The sequence below is a fragment of the Pseudomonas sp. AIG genome, assembly GCF_977020205.1.
The window spans coordinates 110,636-126,166 of the sequence record NZ_CDROCK010000001.1; the positions used below are offsets into that span (position 1 = coordinate 110,636).

Sequence of the window (15,531 nt, forward strand, 5' to 3'; positions counted from 1 at the left end):
TGCCTCATTGGACGCTCTGCGTCCGCTTCGGCAAGGGACGCGGAGCGTCCCGGGCTGCGTTCCCACGCAGAGCGTGGGAACGAGCAAAAACAGTGCCGCCCGCCGGTGCGGGCGGGCGACAGTCTTGCAGTGTTACTGCGCAGGTTGCGCTTTCATTTTCTCGGCGATTTTCGCGTCTACCGCAGCACGGATCTGGTCAACACTGAAGCTGGCCGGTTTCTGGCTTGGTGGGTACTCGATGAAGGTCTGCAGGAACACCGCCGCTTTACCGGTAGCGACGGCCGCCAGATAGACGTTCTTGGTTTGCCAGTCGTAGTACTGGTCAGAAACCACGTCAGCACGTTCATACGGGTCCATCCTCAGGTTGAAGATTTTCGGTACCCGCAGGCATACAAACGGTTCGCTCCAGACTTTGAATCCGCCGGGTGCGCGCTGTTCGCAGAACACCGCTTTCCAGTTGTCGAAACGCATCGATACCAACATGCCGTCGTCGTTGAAGTAATAGAACTCCTTACGCTCGCCTTTGGGCTGTTGGCCGGTCAGGTACGGCAGCTGGTTGTAGCCATCCAGATGAACCTTGAAGTTGTTGCCTCCCGAAGTTGGCGCCCAACCTTTGAGCAGCTTGTTTTTTACATCGGTATCACCTGCGGCGGCCAGCAATGTCGGGAACCAGTCCAGTCCGGAGAACATCTCGTTGGACACTTCGCCCGCTTTGACCTTGCCGGGCCAACGAATGATCGCCGGCACGCGATACGCGCCTTCCCAGTTGGAGTTTTTCTCGTTGCGGAACGGCGTTGTGGCCGCGTCCGGCCAGGAGAATTGGTTTGGCCCGTTGTCGGTGGTATAGACGACGATGGTGTTGTCGGTGATTTTCAGGTCATCGAGGGTTTTCAGCAGTTTGCCGACGTCGCCGTCATGCTCGATCATGCCGTCTGCGTATTCGTTGCCGGGCATGCCACTCTGGCCCTTCATCGAGTCGCGTACGTGGGTGAACAAGTGCATGCGCGTGGTGTTCATCCAGACAAAGAAAGGCTTGTCGGCCTTGGCTTGTTTCTCGATGAACGCTTGCGCAGCAGCGGTGGTTTCGTCGTCGATGGTTTCCATGCGCTTGGCGGTCAACGCGCCGGTGTCTTCGATCTTGCCGTCGGCAAAACTGTGAATGACGCCACGTGGCGCGTAGGACTTGACGAAGTCAGGGTCATCCTTGGGCCAATAGGGGCGCTCAGGTTCCTCTTCGGCGTTGAGGTGATAGAGGTTGCCGAAGAACTCGTCGAAACCATGGTTGGTCGGCAAGTATTCGTCCCGGTCGCCAAGGTGGTTCTTGCCGAACTGGCCGGTGGCATAACCTTGCGACTTGAGCGCCTGGGCGATGGTGATGTCACGCTTTTGCAGACCTACCGGAGCGCCGGGGACGCCGACTTTCGACAGGCCGGTACGCAGCGGCGTCTGGCCGGTGATGAACGAGGATCGGCCCGCCGTGCAGCTGTTCTCCGCATAGTAATCGGTGAACATCATGCCTTCTTTGGCGATGCGGTCGATGTTCGGGGTCTTGTAGCCCACCACCCCCATCGAATAGGCGCTGATATTGGTCTGGCCGATGTCATCGCCGAAGATCACTAGAATATTGGGTTTTTCAGCCGCCGTGGCCGTAGCCGACAGCGCCATGACCGATGTCGCCACGAGGGCGAGTTTCGGTAGCCATTTGCGTATGCGAGTCATCTGACTTGCTCCTTTTCGCGGGGGTCGTTTATTGCGACTAACGTTTATTGCAGTCCTGCAGCACGCTTTTTTATTGCACCTGCCCGGTTGCCGGCGATTCGAACGGGTAGATCCGGCGCCATTCGGACGCCATGTCGACCACGGTCCAACCGCGGGAATTTGCTTCGTCGAGGGCCTTGTCGAGCCGGCCGATATCGGAGTGGCGGTCATAGGCCCATTCGCGTTTGGCGTCGGTGTGGTGCACCAGCCCCATGAACCGTTTGCCCGGACCTGCGGCTGTCCACTGCAGCATCTGCAGGTCGCCGTCGGAGTTGCCGAAGGCGAGGATCGGCCGTTTGCCGATCACTGCGTCGATGCTTTCCGGTTTGCCGGGGCCATCGTCGTTATGCGCCAGTTTCGGCGTGCGCACGATCGAGGCCTTGCCGTCCTTGTATTGAAATGAAGTGATGAAGGTGGTGCCGATCACTTGTTCTGGCGGGATGCCGTAGACCTTCTCGGCGAAGGCGCGCATGAACGCGGTGTCGCCGCCGGAGACGATGTAAGTCTTGAAGTCCTGGCTGCGCAGGTAGTCGAGCATTTCCAGCATTGGCTGGAAGATCATCTCGGTGTACGGCTTGCCGGTTTTCGGATGGCGCGCCTGACTGAGCCAGGTCCTGGCGTAGTCATCGAAAGCTTCGGTGGTCATGCCGGTGTGGGTGGCGCCGAAAATCTTCAGCAAGCCGTCCATCCCGGATGCAGCGAGGGCTTTGTGATCGCTTTCCAGCACCGCTTTGAAAGGCTGGGTGGTGTTCCATTCCGGATGCTGCGCGGCGGTGCGCTTGACCTCGTCGAAGGCGAAGAGCAATTCGAAGTAGGCCGGTTGTTCACTCCACAAGGTGCCGTCGTTGTCGAACACGGCGATACGGTCGGCCGGTTTGACGAAGTCCTTGCTGGTCTGGTCGGTCACCGTCTGCACGAATTCGATGATGCTCTTCTTCGCCGGGCTTTCATTCCACGACGGCAGCGGCTCGTTGGCCTGGGCCAGCAGCGGCAGGGCGAGACCCAACAACAGGGCCAGTGCGAAACGTTGGCGGTGCAGCAGCGCAGGCGTCATGGGAAGTCCTTCTCGTGAACGGGGTTGAGCGGGCGCAGGGCCGAGGCCGGTTTTGCTTGCTGCTGTTCGGCCTGACTGTGAAGCGTAGACAACGATTCGCGCAGTTGAACGAGTGTTTGTCCGGTGCTCGGCTGGCGACCGTAAAGCCCACGTAACAAGGCTTGCAGACGCGGGCCGGCATTGACCAGTTTCAACCCCAGTCGACTGCGCCGCAGCCACAGATACAGCGCGCTCAATTGAGGCGGCCGGGCTTGCAGTTGCGCATTGATTTGTTGCCAGGCGAAGTCCGGGGATTGCTGCCACGCGCGTTGCTGCGCTTGCCGGCGTGCTTGCCACTGTTGTCTGGCACGGATCAACGCAGGACGCAGCAGATAAGCGGCGGCAACGACAGCGGCGATCAGCGTCAGCCACAACAGCCCGCGCATGGAGAAACGCAGCTGATTCTGGCCCAATTGCTTGAGGTCTTCGCTGATCGAAAAGACCGCTTTGTAAGGCGTGCCGGCGGCTGCTTCGAACGTGACTGCCGGGACTTGCGCGGTACGTGATTGCCGAGTGCTGGTGTCCCACCATTTCACTGCAATGGCTGGCAGCGTGTGCGAGCCGGCCTTGTCGATGCGATAGGTGACGCGGTCGATGCGCTGACCGCCGAGGATGTCACCGCGACCGTCATCCAGCGAGGTGACTTGCGGGGTTTTCGCATAGCGGCTCAGGCCCGGGACATCACTGAATGCCGGAATCGGCAGGGCCATCGCCAGTGCGCCATCTGCTTGCAGGGTCAGTTGGCGGGTGAGGCTGTCGCCGACCTTTAACGGCGTGGCTGAGTTGATGATGGTTTGAGTGAAGCGCAAACCGGTAGCCACTAACGGTGTTTCCCCGGGTTTGAAACCGGGCGGTTGTGCGGCGCTGAACTGCACCGGTTGGCTTTGCGCAGTGATTTCTGTCGTGGCTTGGCCGGGTGTGGCGCGCACGGTCAGCGCCGGGATATCGAATGTGCGGGCGACGTTCGGAGTGATCAGATAGCTGTAGCGCAAACCGCTGAAGGCCTGGCCGTCGATGGTCTGATTGAGGTGCTGGGCCTGACCGTCCGGCGGCATGACCAGGGCGCCGTCGAGTTTCAGCTCGGGCAGGGTGGCGGCGCTGGTGAACCAGGTGTCGGTGAGGACGTCGATTTGCAGCTCGACGAGGCCGCCGACCATGGCGCCTTCGGCGGGTTGCAGGTGGGCCTGGACTTTGAGTTGGGGTTCGGCGGCGAAGGCCTGGAGTGTGAACAGGCCACTGGCTAGACCTATCAGCAGAACTGTGGTGATCCGGTGGGCCCCTTCGCGAGCAAGCTCGCTCCCACAGGGGGGCTGCGGTGTACACAAGTCCCCTGTGGGAGCGAGCTTGCTCGCGAAGGCGGCAGGAGGGTTTAGCGAATTCATGGCCTGGCCTCCTGCTGATCCTGCAAACTGAACTTCTGCTTGAGAAACTTGGCTGGCGAGGTGGTCAGGTTCTGCAGCCACAAGGCATCGGACGCAGCCTGCTCAGTCTCGACCTGTTTGCTCTGGCCCTTGCCCGGCGCCTTGTCGAATTTCACCTCATCGGGTTTGGTCTGCGGGGCGTTTTTCTCGGCACTTTCGGTGTCCTTGAGCAACGCTTGCGCCAGCGCCAGATTGGCCGTCGCTTCGGGGAACTGCGGCTGCAGCTTCAAGGCTTGGGTATACGCGGCGATGGCTTCATCGAACTTGAAGCGGCGCACGTAGATATTGCCCAGATAGAAATAGGCCTGCGGCGTGTCGAGCCGGGCGAATGTCGCCAGCGCCAGGTCGTAATCGGCCGCGTGATAGGCCGCGACACCTTTCCAGTACGGGTCGACAAACAGCGCAGCGGCTTGCGGCAAGTGATCGTGTTCAAAGGCCCAGCGGCCTTGTTGGTCGCGAGTGAAGAAGGCGTCAGTCAACGCGTTGGCCTGCGCCGGGGCCGCCGGCCAACCGAGGCCAATCGCTAATGCCAGCACGGGCATCCAGTTGACGCTCCAGCCCTTGCGCACATTGATCAGCGCCAACAGCAACAGCGGCCAGCACAACCAATAACCCGCGTCTTTCCAGTGCAATTCACGCTGCTCGGCGCTGGCACTCTGAAAATGCTGCTGGGCGTGCAGTTCGATCCAGTCCAGATCGTCGTCATTGAGCGTCAGGCTGCCGAGCGGCGCATCCAGCGTCGAGGCCAGTTGCTTGAGCGCCGCCTGATCGAAACTGCCAAGCGCCGGGCGCCCGCTGACATCGGTGCGCGGCTGGCCGTTGGCGTCGTGAATGATGCCGCCGTCCTCACTGCCAACCGCCAACACCAGTATTTGCAACGGGGTGTCGCCCAGACGTTTGTCCAGAGCGTCGAGTTGCGAGGTGTCAGCGCCGTCAGTGATCAGCAGCAGGCTGCCGGGTGTTTTTTCGGCGTTGAGCAAGCGTTTCGCCTGATCGATCACCGCGCCGACGTCTTTGCCCGGTTTGTCGATCAATCCGCTGCCCAAGGCTTGAATGAAGGTGTCGAGCAACGCCGGATCATCGGTCGGCGGCAACACCAGATGCGCGCTGCCGGCGTAGGCGATCAGTGCGGTGCGGGCGCCGGCGCGGCGCTGGATCAGGTCGTGCAGTTTGTGTTTCGCCGCTTCCAGTCGGCTCGGCTGCACATCGCTGGCGTCCATCGATGGCGACAGATCCACGGCGACGATCAGCGGCGCACGGTTCTCAAGAAAGTCCGGCCGATCCTGTTCCCAGGTCGGCCCGGCGGCGGCGACGGCGCCGAGGATCAACAGTGCGCACAGCAGGTGCACCGGGCGCAGGCGCTGATGGTCTTGAGGGGTGATGAGTAAATGCGGCAACAGGTGCTCGGCGATATTGCCGCGCAGCCGTCGTTGCAGGTCGCGACCGCGCCGCCAGAGCAGCGGCAGCACGGCGCCGAACAGCGCCAGCAGCAGCCACAGCGGGCGAAGGAAATGCAAGTCGCTGAGGTTGATCTCCATCTCAGGCCTCCTGCCGCTGACGGGCAACCGCCAGACGCACACGCAGCAGCGCGCCGAGGTGATACAGCCCCAACAGCCCAACCGCCGCGCCCAGCGGCCAGTAGAACAACTCGCGTTGTGGTTGATGGCTGAGGGTTTTCACCTGGTGCGGGGTGAGGCGATCGAGGGTGGCGTAGACCTGATCCAGTGCGTTGCGATCTTCAGCACGGAAGAACTGACCGCCAGTGGTTTTGGCGATCTGTTCCAGCGCCGACAGATTGACTTTGGCCTCACCGTACGCGCGCGGATCACCGATCCCGATGGTGTGAATGATCACGCCTTTATTGGCGGCCATTTCGGCGGCGTGATCGGGAGTGATCGCACTGCTGGTGTCGTTGCCGTCGGTGAGCAGGATCAGCACTTTTTCCTGCTCGTGGGCCTGATCCAGCAGCTTCAGGCTCAGGCCGATGGCATCGCCGATCGCGGTGTTCGGGCCGGCCATGCCGATGCCGGTGTCAGCCAACAACAGCGAGAGACTGGCGTGATCGAGGGTCAGTGGTGCCTGCGGATAGGCGCCGCTGCCGAACACAATCAGGCCGAGACGGTCGTCTTTGCGCTTGTCGATGAAGCCTTGCACCACTTGTTTGACCGCGGCGAGGCGATTGATTTTTTCGCCGTTGGCGTCGGTGAAATCTTCGGTCTCCATCGACTGCGAAAGGTCGATGGCGAGCATCAGGTCGCGTACCGGTTGTTGCCGTTCAATGGGTTTTTCCACGAATACCGGGCGTGCGGCGGCCAGCAGAATCAGGGCCCAGACCAGAATGTTCAGCAGCAGTTGCCAATGATTGCGGCGGTTGCCGACGATGCCCGGGGCTTCACCGACCGCACGGCTCATGGCTGCGAAAAACGGCACGCGCACGGCGCTGCGGGCCTCGTTGTAGGCGGGCAGATAGCGGTAAGCCAGCCAAGGCAGCGGCAGCAGGAGCAGCAGCCAGGGGTAATCAAGCTGCCACATGGTGACGCTCCATCCACGATTGGCAGGTGTCGAACAGGGCCAGGCGTTGCTGCGCGGGGAGGGCGCGCAGGGTGTCGTCGGGGGCGTAGGCGAGTTGTGCGAGTTGTGCGCTGAAGTCGGCTGGCAGCGGTTTTTTACAGTGCCGTTGCAGGAACATTTGCCAATCCTCCCGCCCAAGCACCGCACCCCCCTGTGGGAGCGAGCTTGCTCGCGAAAGCGGTATGTCAGACACCACAGATGTTGAATGTGCCGGCCTCTTCGCGAGCAAGCTCGCTCCCACAGGGGTTGCATTCCACAAGAAAGGTTTGTGTGTTGGCATTGAGAGGGCGACGCGTTTGAGCAGTTCCGGCAATTCGCGCAAGGCATTGAGATCATCGCTGCGACCCCGCAATTGCGCCAGACGCGCCAGGCCTTCACGCCGATAAGCGTCCCTGCGCCATTGCCAATAACGCCGAATGCCGATCAGCAACGCGGCCAGAACCAAAACAGCGAGCAACACCCACCATCCCCACGTCTGCGGCGCATAACTGACCGGTGCCGGCAGGCCCAGCTCTTGCAACTGTTCAATGCTCGGAACATTCGGGTTCACCGCCGTGCCCCGGCACTTTTACCCAGCTCGGCACGCAGTTGCGCATGGGCCTCTTCGGCGGTGCTGAACATCATCAGCGGCACCTGACTGCGGCGCAGCAGGGTCGCAACGTCCTGCAGCCGACCGCTGAGAAAGTCCCCCAGCGGTTGGTGCACATTGCGTTTTTCCACCGCCAATTCCACTTGCAACTCGCCTTGGGTAACCAGCAGCCGACCATTGCTCGGCAGCTTCATCGCCAGCGGGTCGTAGACCTGCAGCGCAATCACATCGTTGTGCGCCGACAATTGCCGCATCAGTTGCAGGGTCCGTTCGCCGGCCCCGGCAAAGTCGCTTACGATGCAGATCAAATGGTCATGCCCGGCCAGGGCGAGGCAGCGCTGCAAAACCTTGTCCAGTTGATCTTCGTCTTCGGCATCGGGGTTGGCAGCGTTCAATGCCTGATTCTGTTCGGCGATGCGACTCAGTAGGGCTTCGACGCGTTTACGGCTGCGCAGCGGCGCAATGCTGTCGATGCGCTGATCGTTGAACACCAGCCCGCCAACCCGGTCGCCGGCGTTGAACACCATCCACGCCGCCAGTGCCGCGAGTTCGGCGGCGAGGGCGGATTTGAAGCTGCGTTTCGAGCCGAAGAACATCGACATGCGCTGATCGACGACGATCAACGCCGGGCGGTCGCGCTCTTCGGTGAAGGTGCGCACCACCGGTTTGCCGGTGCGTAGTGAGGCGCGCCAGTCGAGGTGACGCAAGTCGTCGCCCGGCTGGTAGCGGCGCAATTCATCGAAATTCAGGCCGCGTCCGCGCAGGCGCGAGGCATGGTTGCCGGCAAGGATGCTGCCCCGAGGCTGTCGCGCCAGAAAACTCAGATCACGGGCCTTGAACTCCAGCGCCATCAATTGCGCGAGAGAGACGTAGACCAGCCCTTCGTCGTTCACGCCGGAATCGCCACTTTGTCGAGAATCCGATCGAGCACCTGATCGGCACTGACGCCGTCAGCGACGGCGTCGTAGCTCAATTGCAGGCGATGGCGCAGCACTGGATGTACCACCGCGCGCACGTTGTCCGGCGAAACAAAGTCCTGACCTTGCAACCAGGCATCGGCGCGTGCGCAACGGTCAAGGCCGATGCCACCGCGCGGGCTCGCGCCGATAGCAATCCAGCGCGCGAGATCTTCGTCGTAATCGGCGGGGTGGCGAGTGGCGTTGATCAGGTCGATCAGATAGTGGTCGATGGCCGGCGATACGTGCACGGCGCTGACTTCCTTGCGCGCGGCGAAGATCACGTCCTGCGGCAGGCTGAAACCCTTGGCTGGCGTGGTGCTCGCACCCTGGGCAAACTCTTCATTGCGGAGCAGGCGCAGCACCTGGCTTTCGTTTTCGGCACTCGGATAATCGAGCAGCACCTTCATCAGGAAACGGTCCATCTGCGCTTCCGGCAGCGGGTACGTACCTTCCTGTTCAATGGGGTTTTGCGTTGCCACGACGATGAACAGATCAGGCAAGGCATGACTGTTGCCGGCCACGGTGATTTGGCGTTCTTCCATGGCCTCAAGCAACGCCGCTTGCACCTTGGCCGGTGCGCGGTTGATCTCGTCGGCGAGGATCAGATTGCCGAACAGCGGCCCCGGCTGAAAACGGATTTCGTTTTTGCCTTCGACCTGATGCAGCACCTCGGCACCGGTGATGTCCGAGGGCAGCAGATCCGGGGTGAACTGGATGCGGCTCATCTTCGCGTCGAGGTGTTTGGCCAGCGCTTTGACCGTGCGGGTCTTGGCCAGCCCCGGCAGACTCTCCAAGAGCAAATGGCCGTTGGCCAACAGGCCGAGGAGGATCTGGCGGATCACCTGATCCTGGCCGAGCACCGCTTCGGCGATGCTGGCTTGCAGGGCGTTGAGGTCAGTAAGCGCAGTCATGGGACAGTCCTTTGTAGCCGATCTAGAAAAAGGCCAGGGTCAGGTTGACGCTGATGCCGTTGCCTTCGGGGCGGTTCTTGGTGTCGAACTCCGGCACCCAGCGCGCACTGATATTGGCCTGCGCATCGGCGAATTTGCCGGCCCAGCCGATCACCGGGCCGGCACCCACCGAACGGCCGCGATAACCGTGCAGGAAATCGGCAGTGTCGCCTTTGTCGTCGGTGATCTGCTGGATGTAGCCGGCCGCCAGCCCGGCACTCCAGCCGCTGCCCAATCCGTGGGTCCACAGCGCATCGAGGGTGAAAATGTTGCCGTTGCGATAATCCGTGGCGTGGTTCTCGGTATAGAACTCCAGCCCGCTGGAGAGGGTAAATTCGCCCCCCTTGCCGTCGAGATGAGTGAAGGCCACGGTCGGCATGAACGTGTAATTGTTCTGCCCGGGGTTGGCCAGCCGGTCTTTGTTGTAAGCCCCGGTGGGCACATAAATCGGCAGCGAAAACGCGATGTGGTTGAGTTCGTCGAAGTGATAACCGGCGGCAATCGGCGTGATCAGCGGGTCGGCGAACTGCGTGCCGGAATCACTGGTGCCGAGGGTCCGTCCGCGAGGGCCGGTGATGGCCGCGTCGATGTCGGTGTACTGCAGCGGGACGCCGATGGCAGAGGCGAAATTCCATGGCCCCTTGCCGGTGTCCCACACATGCGTCAGGTTGGTCATGGTGTAGGACACCTTCAGGTCGAGCCCGGTGCTGACTTCACCGGAAACCGGAGCACCACGGCTGCCTTTCAGCGAGCCGTCGTACCAGATGCTGGTCACCGAGACCACCCAGCCCGGCTCGGGCGGGACGATCCCGGCATTGGAAAACACCTGCTGGCCGGTGATTGGTCGGCCAACGCCACCCTCTGCTGCGTAAAGCAGAGGACTGCCGATCATGCACAGCGCCAGCAACGGGCGCACTACGTTGGGCTTGATCATCAATCAATGACTCCGCTTATTGTTTTGAGTTGACTGGGGTCAGTGGAGGCATTTTCCATGCGCCGCTGGCCACTTCCGGTTTTGGCAGATAAAGACGCAGGATCCCGTAGAACGGCCCGTTGGGCGCTGGCAGCCAGTTGGCCTGTTTGTCCTTGCCGGGATTGTTGTGCTGCACATACAGCGTCAACCCGCCATCGGCATCGAGCTTCATGCCCGGCAACATCGGCGAGTTGATCAGGTAGCGATTGAGCGGATTACTCACCAGCAGTTTGGTCTTGGCGTCATACATCGTCAGTGACCAGAACGCGTCGGCCGGGGGCAGGGCGCCTTTGTCGAAATGCACGGTGTAATCGCGTTTCGAGGCATCGGCGGGCTGCCCGTCCTTGTCGACGAAATAGCTGAAGTAGCTGGCCTCTTCAGCACTGTTACCGAAGATGCCCATATTGGCGCCGGCGTAGCGGTACAGGTAATTGCCTTTGAGGCGGTCACGGGTGCCAAAGAAATCACCGCTTTCGACCTGGTGCGTATCGACTTTGCTTTTCTTGAATTCGGCGAACTCGGCCTGACCGTCGCGGATACCGTCCTCGAGGGCCTTACGCTGCTCGGCGCTGAGATTTTTCAGGTCAAACGGCTGGCCGGCACCAATGCCGATTTTGGCGAAGCGCGCCAACAGATCCTTTTCAACATCCTGCGGCGGGGCGAAGGCAAGCATGAAATTCAGGTAACGGAACAGCTCCGGGCTCTCGCTCATGCTCGCCGTTGGTTTCGGCCAACTGACCTTTGGCGCGGGTGCCGGGGCTTTCTGTTTGACGTAATGGCTCAGCGGTTCGACTTTGTAGCCTTGCTGAATCGTTTTGACCTTGCCCAGATCCTTGTCGTCGAACAACTGCGTACGGTAAAGCGCGTAGGCGATATTGCTTTCGCTGCGCACCATGCGGTCGATGTTGACCGGTTGCTGACCTTGCCAGTCCGGGCCGGCAATCATGAAGTGGCCGCCATTGTTGCCGGTGCTGCGGGTGCCCAGATAGGCAAAGTTCTGGGTGTACAGATCGATCAGTTGCACCGAGTAATAACGATGCTCCTCAATCGGCGGCAAGGTCAGCACCAACGGTTCGGCGCGCAAGTCCATCCAGATGAACGAATAAGGCGTGTCGGCGTTTGGCGTGATGACGGCCGTGTCTTTGGGTGTGAAAGTCTCGGCGGTGTTGCCGATCTGGTTGAAGGGCTTTTTGTAATTCGGGTCTTTGCTGTTCAGGGTCTGTGAGTACAGCACCTTGTACATCTCCACCACCGGGAAACCGTAGAGGTAGGCCTCTTTGGCAATCCCTCGGGCCTCTTCGGGGCTGGCGGTGAAATTCTGGGCGCCGACGCCGCAGCTGACAAACATCGTCATCAGACTGTAACCGGCGGCTTTGAGGGCTGCATGCATAGCGATTTCCTTACTTGCCAAACGTCACGTTGAGACCGGCATAGAGGGTGAATTGCGGCAGACCGTCGCCCTTGCGCTCGACCGTCCACTGCGGCTCGACGAAGGCGTTGAGAATGTTGCTGCCGGACTTCCAGGCTTTGCCGACACCCAGGCCGATCGGGATGTAGTGAGTGTCGTTTTTCAGGTCGAAGGTCCAGGTGCCGGTGGAGCGCAGATACCAGCCTTTTTCCAGGTTATGGATGATGAAGGGCTGCAAGGTTGCGCTCTCGACATGGGGGCGATCGTTGTCGCCGGCAAACGAGCTCTGGTACTGCACCAGTGCGCCGAGCAAGCCGCGCGGCGAAGCGTCGATGGCCACTGCCGCCAGCCCCCCTTGCCACTTACCAGTGCCGAGCTCGTCCTGTTCGGCGGTCGGTGCGGTGATCAACGGACCCACGCCCAACTGCACGCCTTCGGTTTTCACAATGAAGATGTCGAACAGGTTCAGATCGCCAATGCCGGTGCTGTAACCGTTATGCGGATCGGGGCGGGTACTGATCGGCAGCGTCGCGCGGATCAGTTGCGGCACGCCGATGAAATCGTTCGGTGCGATCGGCAGGGTGCCACGCAGCAACACGTCATTGGTGTGCGCGTTGCTGTCGTAGAGTCTGGGGGTGTAGTAGTCCTGCAGATTCGCGCCGGGCGCGACGTTCAACGGGTTGTTGCTCTTGTTCGAATCCTCGGTGTTATCCGCTTGCGCGCAACACGCAGCCGCCAGCGAACTCGCAAAAAATAGAGTCTTCCCCACTCGATTGAACATCATCCCCGATTCCCTGGTGGCCTATGGACAACTCGGCACTTGTCGGCCGTTACGGCGTAATCCCTTTCTTATCAAGCCTGTAGGACGCGTCTGAATGACGCTAGCAGCTAATCGGCAGTTAGCCAGTCGAATGGATTAATTCTTTGGTTTTGTGTACGGGTTCACGGATTGTTGTGTACTGAATATTCCATTTCTCACCGTGTAGGAGCTGTCGAGTGAAACGAGGCTGCGATCTTTTGACTTTGCTTTTCAAGATCAAAAGATCGTCCGATCGCGGCCCGAGTCTTCGGCGGCTCCTACATATGTGTATTTCAATTCGGGATGTTTAACCGTTGTTTGGAATTTGCGGAACGTTCCCACAAGGTTTTCAGGTTGTCCGTCGGACGTCGGGTCTCTAGCCTGTGTTCGTCGCTGCCAAATCAGCGACCGGGACTGGAAACCCCGACGGGTATTAGTGGCGCGTACACGCCTTTCATAACGTATCCTTGCGCACTTCGAATGTGTGCACTCCGTTATGGCGGCTGTGCGCGGGAGACCTTCGGGTCGACCGGGTCGCCGCTGCCCGGGTTTCCAACCTGCGTACAGCTGCCACCTCTTCGTCCGGAAACCGAATGGGGCAGCTCCAACTTTCCAGTGGAGTTCCACCATGAAAAAGCCAACACCCAATCCCCCAGAATCAGACGCCGACACCACATCCCCCTACGCCTCGGTCGACAGTAAAAAACTCCACGAAGCCGCCGACCGCGCCCTCGACTACTACCTCAATCCCGCCGCCTGCATCATGTCCAGCGCCAACGAGCCGGAACCCATGTACCTCGCCAATCCCAGGTACAACACTGAATCTCTGCTCGCCAACGCCAGCGAAACCCTCGGTTCGGCCAGCGAGATGCTCATCAACTTCGCCGCCTCGCTGGAAACCTCGCAGCGCAAGACTGCACTGGGTATCGCACAGGTCGTCATGCTGGGAGAACTCGCGGTGAATCAAGCCTTGGATCACGTCGAACTCAAGAACTGATTGCTCTTGAATGATCGTTCCCACGCTCTGCGTGGGAATGCGGCCCTTGACGCTCTGCGTCAAATTCGCAAGTTGAACTCAGAGCGTCCATTGAAAGACGATTGGGCATAACCGTGACAATTGCAGGAGCAAAGGTTTGATAAGGAAGATGGTTACAAACAGGCGGATTAGCCTATGGCTGGTAGCAGTTTTATCCGTCAACGCGGTTTTTTTGGCTTTTCTGATTTTTGGTGATATCGGGAAAGGGCACGACAGGAAAATGATCAAAACCAAAGAGCCGTTGCTGATTGAAGGGCCAAATGGCGACGAGAACTACTATGTTCTGCCTTTGGGCACTACGCTTTATCACGATAAAAGCTTTCCTGAAGGGCATGACCGTTATGTGGTGTATCTCAACCATAAAGGCGCAATTGCACACGAAGAAGTACCCATGAGGCCTGAATATGGCGGCTCATTGATCGATCCCCTCTGGCTGGCCAATGTTAATGAGGAAACCTTGAAAGAAATTTTCAAACGTTTTCCGCTTTCCAAAACAGATGTCACCGCTGCCATCAAGGCCAATGAAATAACCAAGGATGATCTGGCAGACATCATCCGATCGATGCCCGACTGATCGACTCTTTAGCTGTCGAGTGAAACGACGCTGCGATCTTTTGATCTTGTGTTTTAAGAACAGAATCAAAAGATCGCAGCCTTCGGCAGCTCCTACACGGGGTATCCGGTTCAGCTGTTTTTCTTGGCTTGTTCGCGGATACGCTCTTCCTGTTCTCGCGCTTCGGGGGTGAACTCGGCGCCGAAGTCTTCGGCAGAAAATATCTGGCGGATTTCAATATCAGAATCGCCTGACATTGGATTGGGGCAGCGCTTGACCCATTCGATGGCTTCTTCTTTCGACTTCACTTCCCAGATCCAGTAACCCGCCACCAATTCTTTGGTCTCGATGAACGGCCCGTCGATCACCGTGCGTTTGTCACCGGAGAAGCGTACGCGGGCACCTTTGCTGCTCGGGTGCAGGCCATCGCAATCGATCAGGATACCGGCCTTGACCAGTTCTTCGTTGAAGTTGCCCATGGCGGTGATCAGCTCTTCGCTGGGCATGATGCCGGCTTCCGAGTCGGCGCTGGCTTTTACTAGGATCATGAATCGCATGGCGGTTACTCCGTGGATTGTGGGGATTCATTGCTTAGTCGAACGGGCCGGGATTGAATCGACAGGGTCTCTGGTAAAAGATGCGGAGAATTTTCACACCGCAGATCTAATTGTAGGAGTGAGCCTGCTCGCGATAGCGGTGTGTCAGTCAACATCTGCGTGTATGACACACCGCTATCGCGAGCAGGCTCACTCCTACAAGGGAACGGCGATGGTTTTGTATACAATTTTTCAGGCAGGCACCCAACAATTTCAAAACAGGGCATAGGTCGTCGGACAATTTCGTGGTTAACTTCGGCCTCTTGCATGCTTTCCAATCAAAACATCAGAAGGACTCAAGTCATGGCTCAAGTCACCCTTAAAGGCAATCCGGTTCAAGTCAACGGCCAGTTGCCACAAGCCGGTTCCAAGGCGCCAGCCTTTTCTCTGGTTGCCGGCAATCTGTCCGACGTCACCCTGAAAGACTTTGCCGGCAAGCGCAAAGTGCTGAACATTTTCCCAAGCGTCGACACCCCGACCTGCGCCACTTCCGTGCGCAAGTTCAACGCTCAGGCCAACGAAGTAGCAAACACCGTGGTGCTGTGCATTTCGGCTGACCTGCCGTTCGCCCAGGCACGTTTCTGCGGCGCCGAAGGTCTGGAAAACGTGCAGAACCTGTCGACCCTGCGCGGTGCCGAGTTCATCGAGAACTACGGCGTGGCCATCGCTGACGGCCCGCTGAAAGGCCTGACCGCCCGTGCGGTGGTGGTTCTGGACGAAAACGACAACGTCCTGCACAGCGAACTGGTCAAGGAAATCGCTGAAGAGCCTAACTACGACGCCGCTCTGGCCGTATTGAAGTAAGCTCTGCCACAAAGCTTTTAC

At 59.5% G+C, this 15,531-nt stretch carries 15 protein-coding genes; 3 read left to right on the forward strand and 12 right to left on the reverse strand.

The window, feature by feature from the left end:
- Nucleotides 1-132: 132 nt before the first annotated feature.
- From ACWR1S_RS00510 to ACWR1S_RS00560, 11 genes are all read right to left on the reverse strand, one after another.
- Nucleotides 133-1,719, reverse strand: a complete 1,587-nt coding sequence (locus ACWR1S_RS00510) for an arylsulfatase (protein WP_454562029.1) — start codon at nt 1,717-1,719, stop codon at nt 133-135.
- A 70-nt stretch (nt 1,720-1,789) separates the two neighbouring features.
- Nucleotides 1,790-2,812 carry an HAD family hydrolase gene (locus tag ACWR1S_RS00515; RefSeq protein WP_454562030.1) on the reverse strand — a complete coding sequence of 341 codons (1,023 nt, stop codon included), beginning with the start codon at nt 2,810-2,812 and terminating at the stop codon, nt 1,790-1,792.
- Nucleotides 2,809-4,233, reverse strand: coding sequence for a hypothetical protein (locus tag ACWR1S_RS00520; protein ID WP_454562031.1), 1,425 nt, complete (start codon nt 4,231-4,233; stop codon nt 2,809-2,811). Before ACWR1S_RS00520 ends, ACWR1S_RS00515 begins: the two co-directional genes overlap by 4 nt.
- A complete protein-coding gene (locus ACWR1S_RS00525) occupies nt 4,230-5,810 on the reverse strand; it encodes a VWA domain-containing protein (protein ID WP_454562032.1) in 1,581 nt (526 codons plus the stop codon). Before ACWR1S_RS00525 ends, ACWR1S_RS00520 begins: the two co-directional genes overlap by 4 nt.
- 1 nt (nt 5,811) lies before the next feature.
- Nucleotides 5,812-6,804: a vWA domain-containing protein gene (locus tag ACWR1S_RS00530; RefSeq protein ID WP_454562033.1), complete on the reverse strand. Its 993-nt coding sequence runs from the start codon at nt 6,802-6,804 to the stop codon at nt 5,812-5,814.
- The gene (locus ACWR1S_RS00535) at nt 6,791-7,393 is read right to left on the reverse strand and encodes a DUF4381 domain-containing protein (protein ID WP_454562034.1); all 603 of its coding nucleotides are present in this window, start codon (nt 7,391-7,393) and stop codon (nt 6,791-6,793) included. Before ACWR1S_RS00535 ends, ACWR1S_RS00530 begins: the two co-directional genes overlap by 14 nt.
- On the reverse strand, nt 7,390-8,325 hold the full coding sequence (locus ACWR1S_RS00540) for a DUF58 domain-containing protein (RefSeq protein ID WP_454562035.1): 936 nt from the start codon (nt 8,323-8,325) through the stop codon (nt 7,390-7,392). Before ACWR1S_RS00540 ends, ACWR1S_RS00535 begins: the two co-directional genes overlap by 4 nt.
- The gene (locus ACWR1S_RS00545) at nt 8,322-9,302 is read right to left on the reverse strand and encodes an AAA family ATPase (RefSeq protein WP_454562036.1); all 981 of its coding nucleotides are present in this window, start codon (nt 9,300-9,302) and stop codon (nt 8,322-8,324) included. The genes ACWR1S_RS00540 and ACWR1S_RS00545 overlap by 4 nt, the downstream gene beginning before the upstream one ends.
- A 22-nt stretch (nt 9,303-9,324) precedes the next feature.
- Nucleotides 9,325-10,275: a SphA family protein gene (locus ACWR1S_RS00550; RefSeq protein WP_454562037.1), complete on the reverse strand. Its 951-nt coding sequence runs from the start codon at nt 10,273-10,275 to the stop codon at nt 9,325-9,327.
- Between the two features lie 16 nt (nt 10,276-10,291).
- On the reverse strand, nt 10,292-11,704 hold the full coding sequence (locus ACWR1S_RS00555) for a DUF1254 domain-containing protein (RefSeq protein WP_454562038.1): 1,413 nt from the start codon (nt 11,702-11,704) through the stop codon (nt 10,292-10,294).
- Between the two features lie 10 nt (nt 11,705-11,714).
- A complete protein-coding gene (locus ACWR1S_RS00560) occupies nt 11,715-12,503 on the reverse strand; it encodes a hypothetical protein (RefSeq protein ID WP_454562186.1) in 789 nt (262 codons plus the stop codon).
- A gap of 646 nt (nt 12,504-13,149) precedes the next feature.
- Between ACWR1S_RS00560 and ACWR1S_RS00565 the strand changes: the two genes are divergently transcribed.
- Both ACWR1S_RS00565 and ACWR1S_RS00570 read left to right on the forward strand, forming a co-directional pair.
- Complete coding sequence (locus ACWR1S_RS00565) at nt 13,150-13,518, forward strand: DUF6124 family protein (protein WP_454562039.1); 369 nt, start codon at nt 13,150-13,152, stop codon at nt 13,516-13,518.
- 211 nt (nt 13,519-13,729) lie between these two features.
- Nucleotides 13,730-14,131 (forward strand): hypothetical protein, encoded by a 402-nt coding sequence (locus ACWR1S_RS00570; RefSeq protein WP_454562040.1) that lies wholly within the window; start codon nt 13,730-13,732, stop codon nt 14,129-14,131.
- Nucleotides 14,132-14,241: 110 nt separating this feature from the next.
- Here the strand turns inward: ACWR1S_RS00570 and ACWR1S_RS00575 are convergent, their stop codons facing one another.
- Nucleotides 14,242-14,667, reverse strand: coding sequence for a YciI family protein (locus ACWR1S_RS00575; protein WP_422609495.1), 426 nt, complete (start codon nt 14,665-14,667; stop codon nt 14,242-14,244).
- 342 nt (nt 14,668-15,009) lie between these two features.
- Here ACWR1S_RS00575 and tpx point away from each other — a divergent pair, with 342 nt between their 5' ends.
- The gene (gene tpx / locus ACWR1S_RS00580) at nt 15,010-15,510 is read left to right on the forward strand and encodes a thiol peroxidase (protein WP_008086450.1); all 501 of its coding nucleotides are present in this window, start codon (nt 15,010-15,012) and stop codon (nt 15,508-15,510) included.
- Nucleotides 15,511-15,531 lie beyond the last annotated feature (21 nt).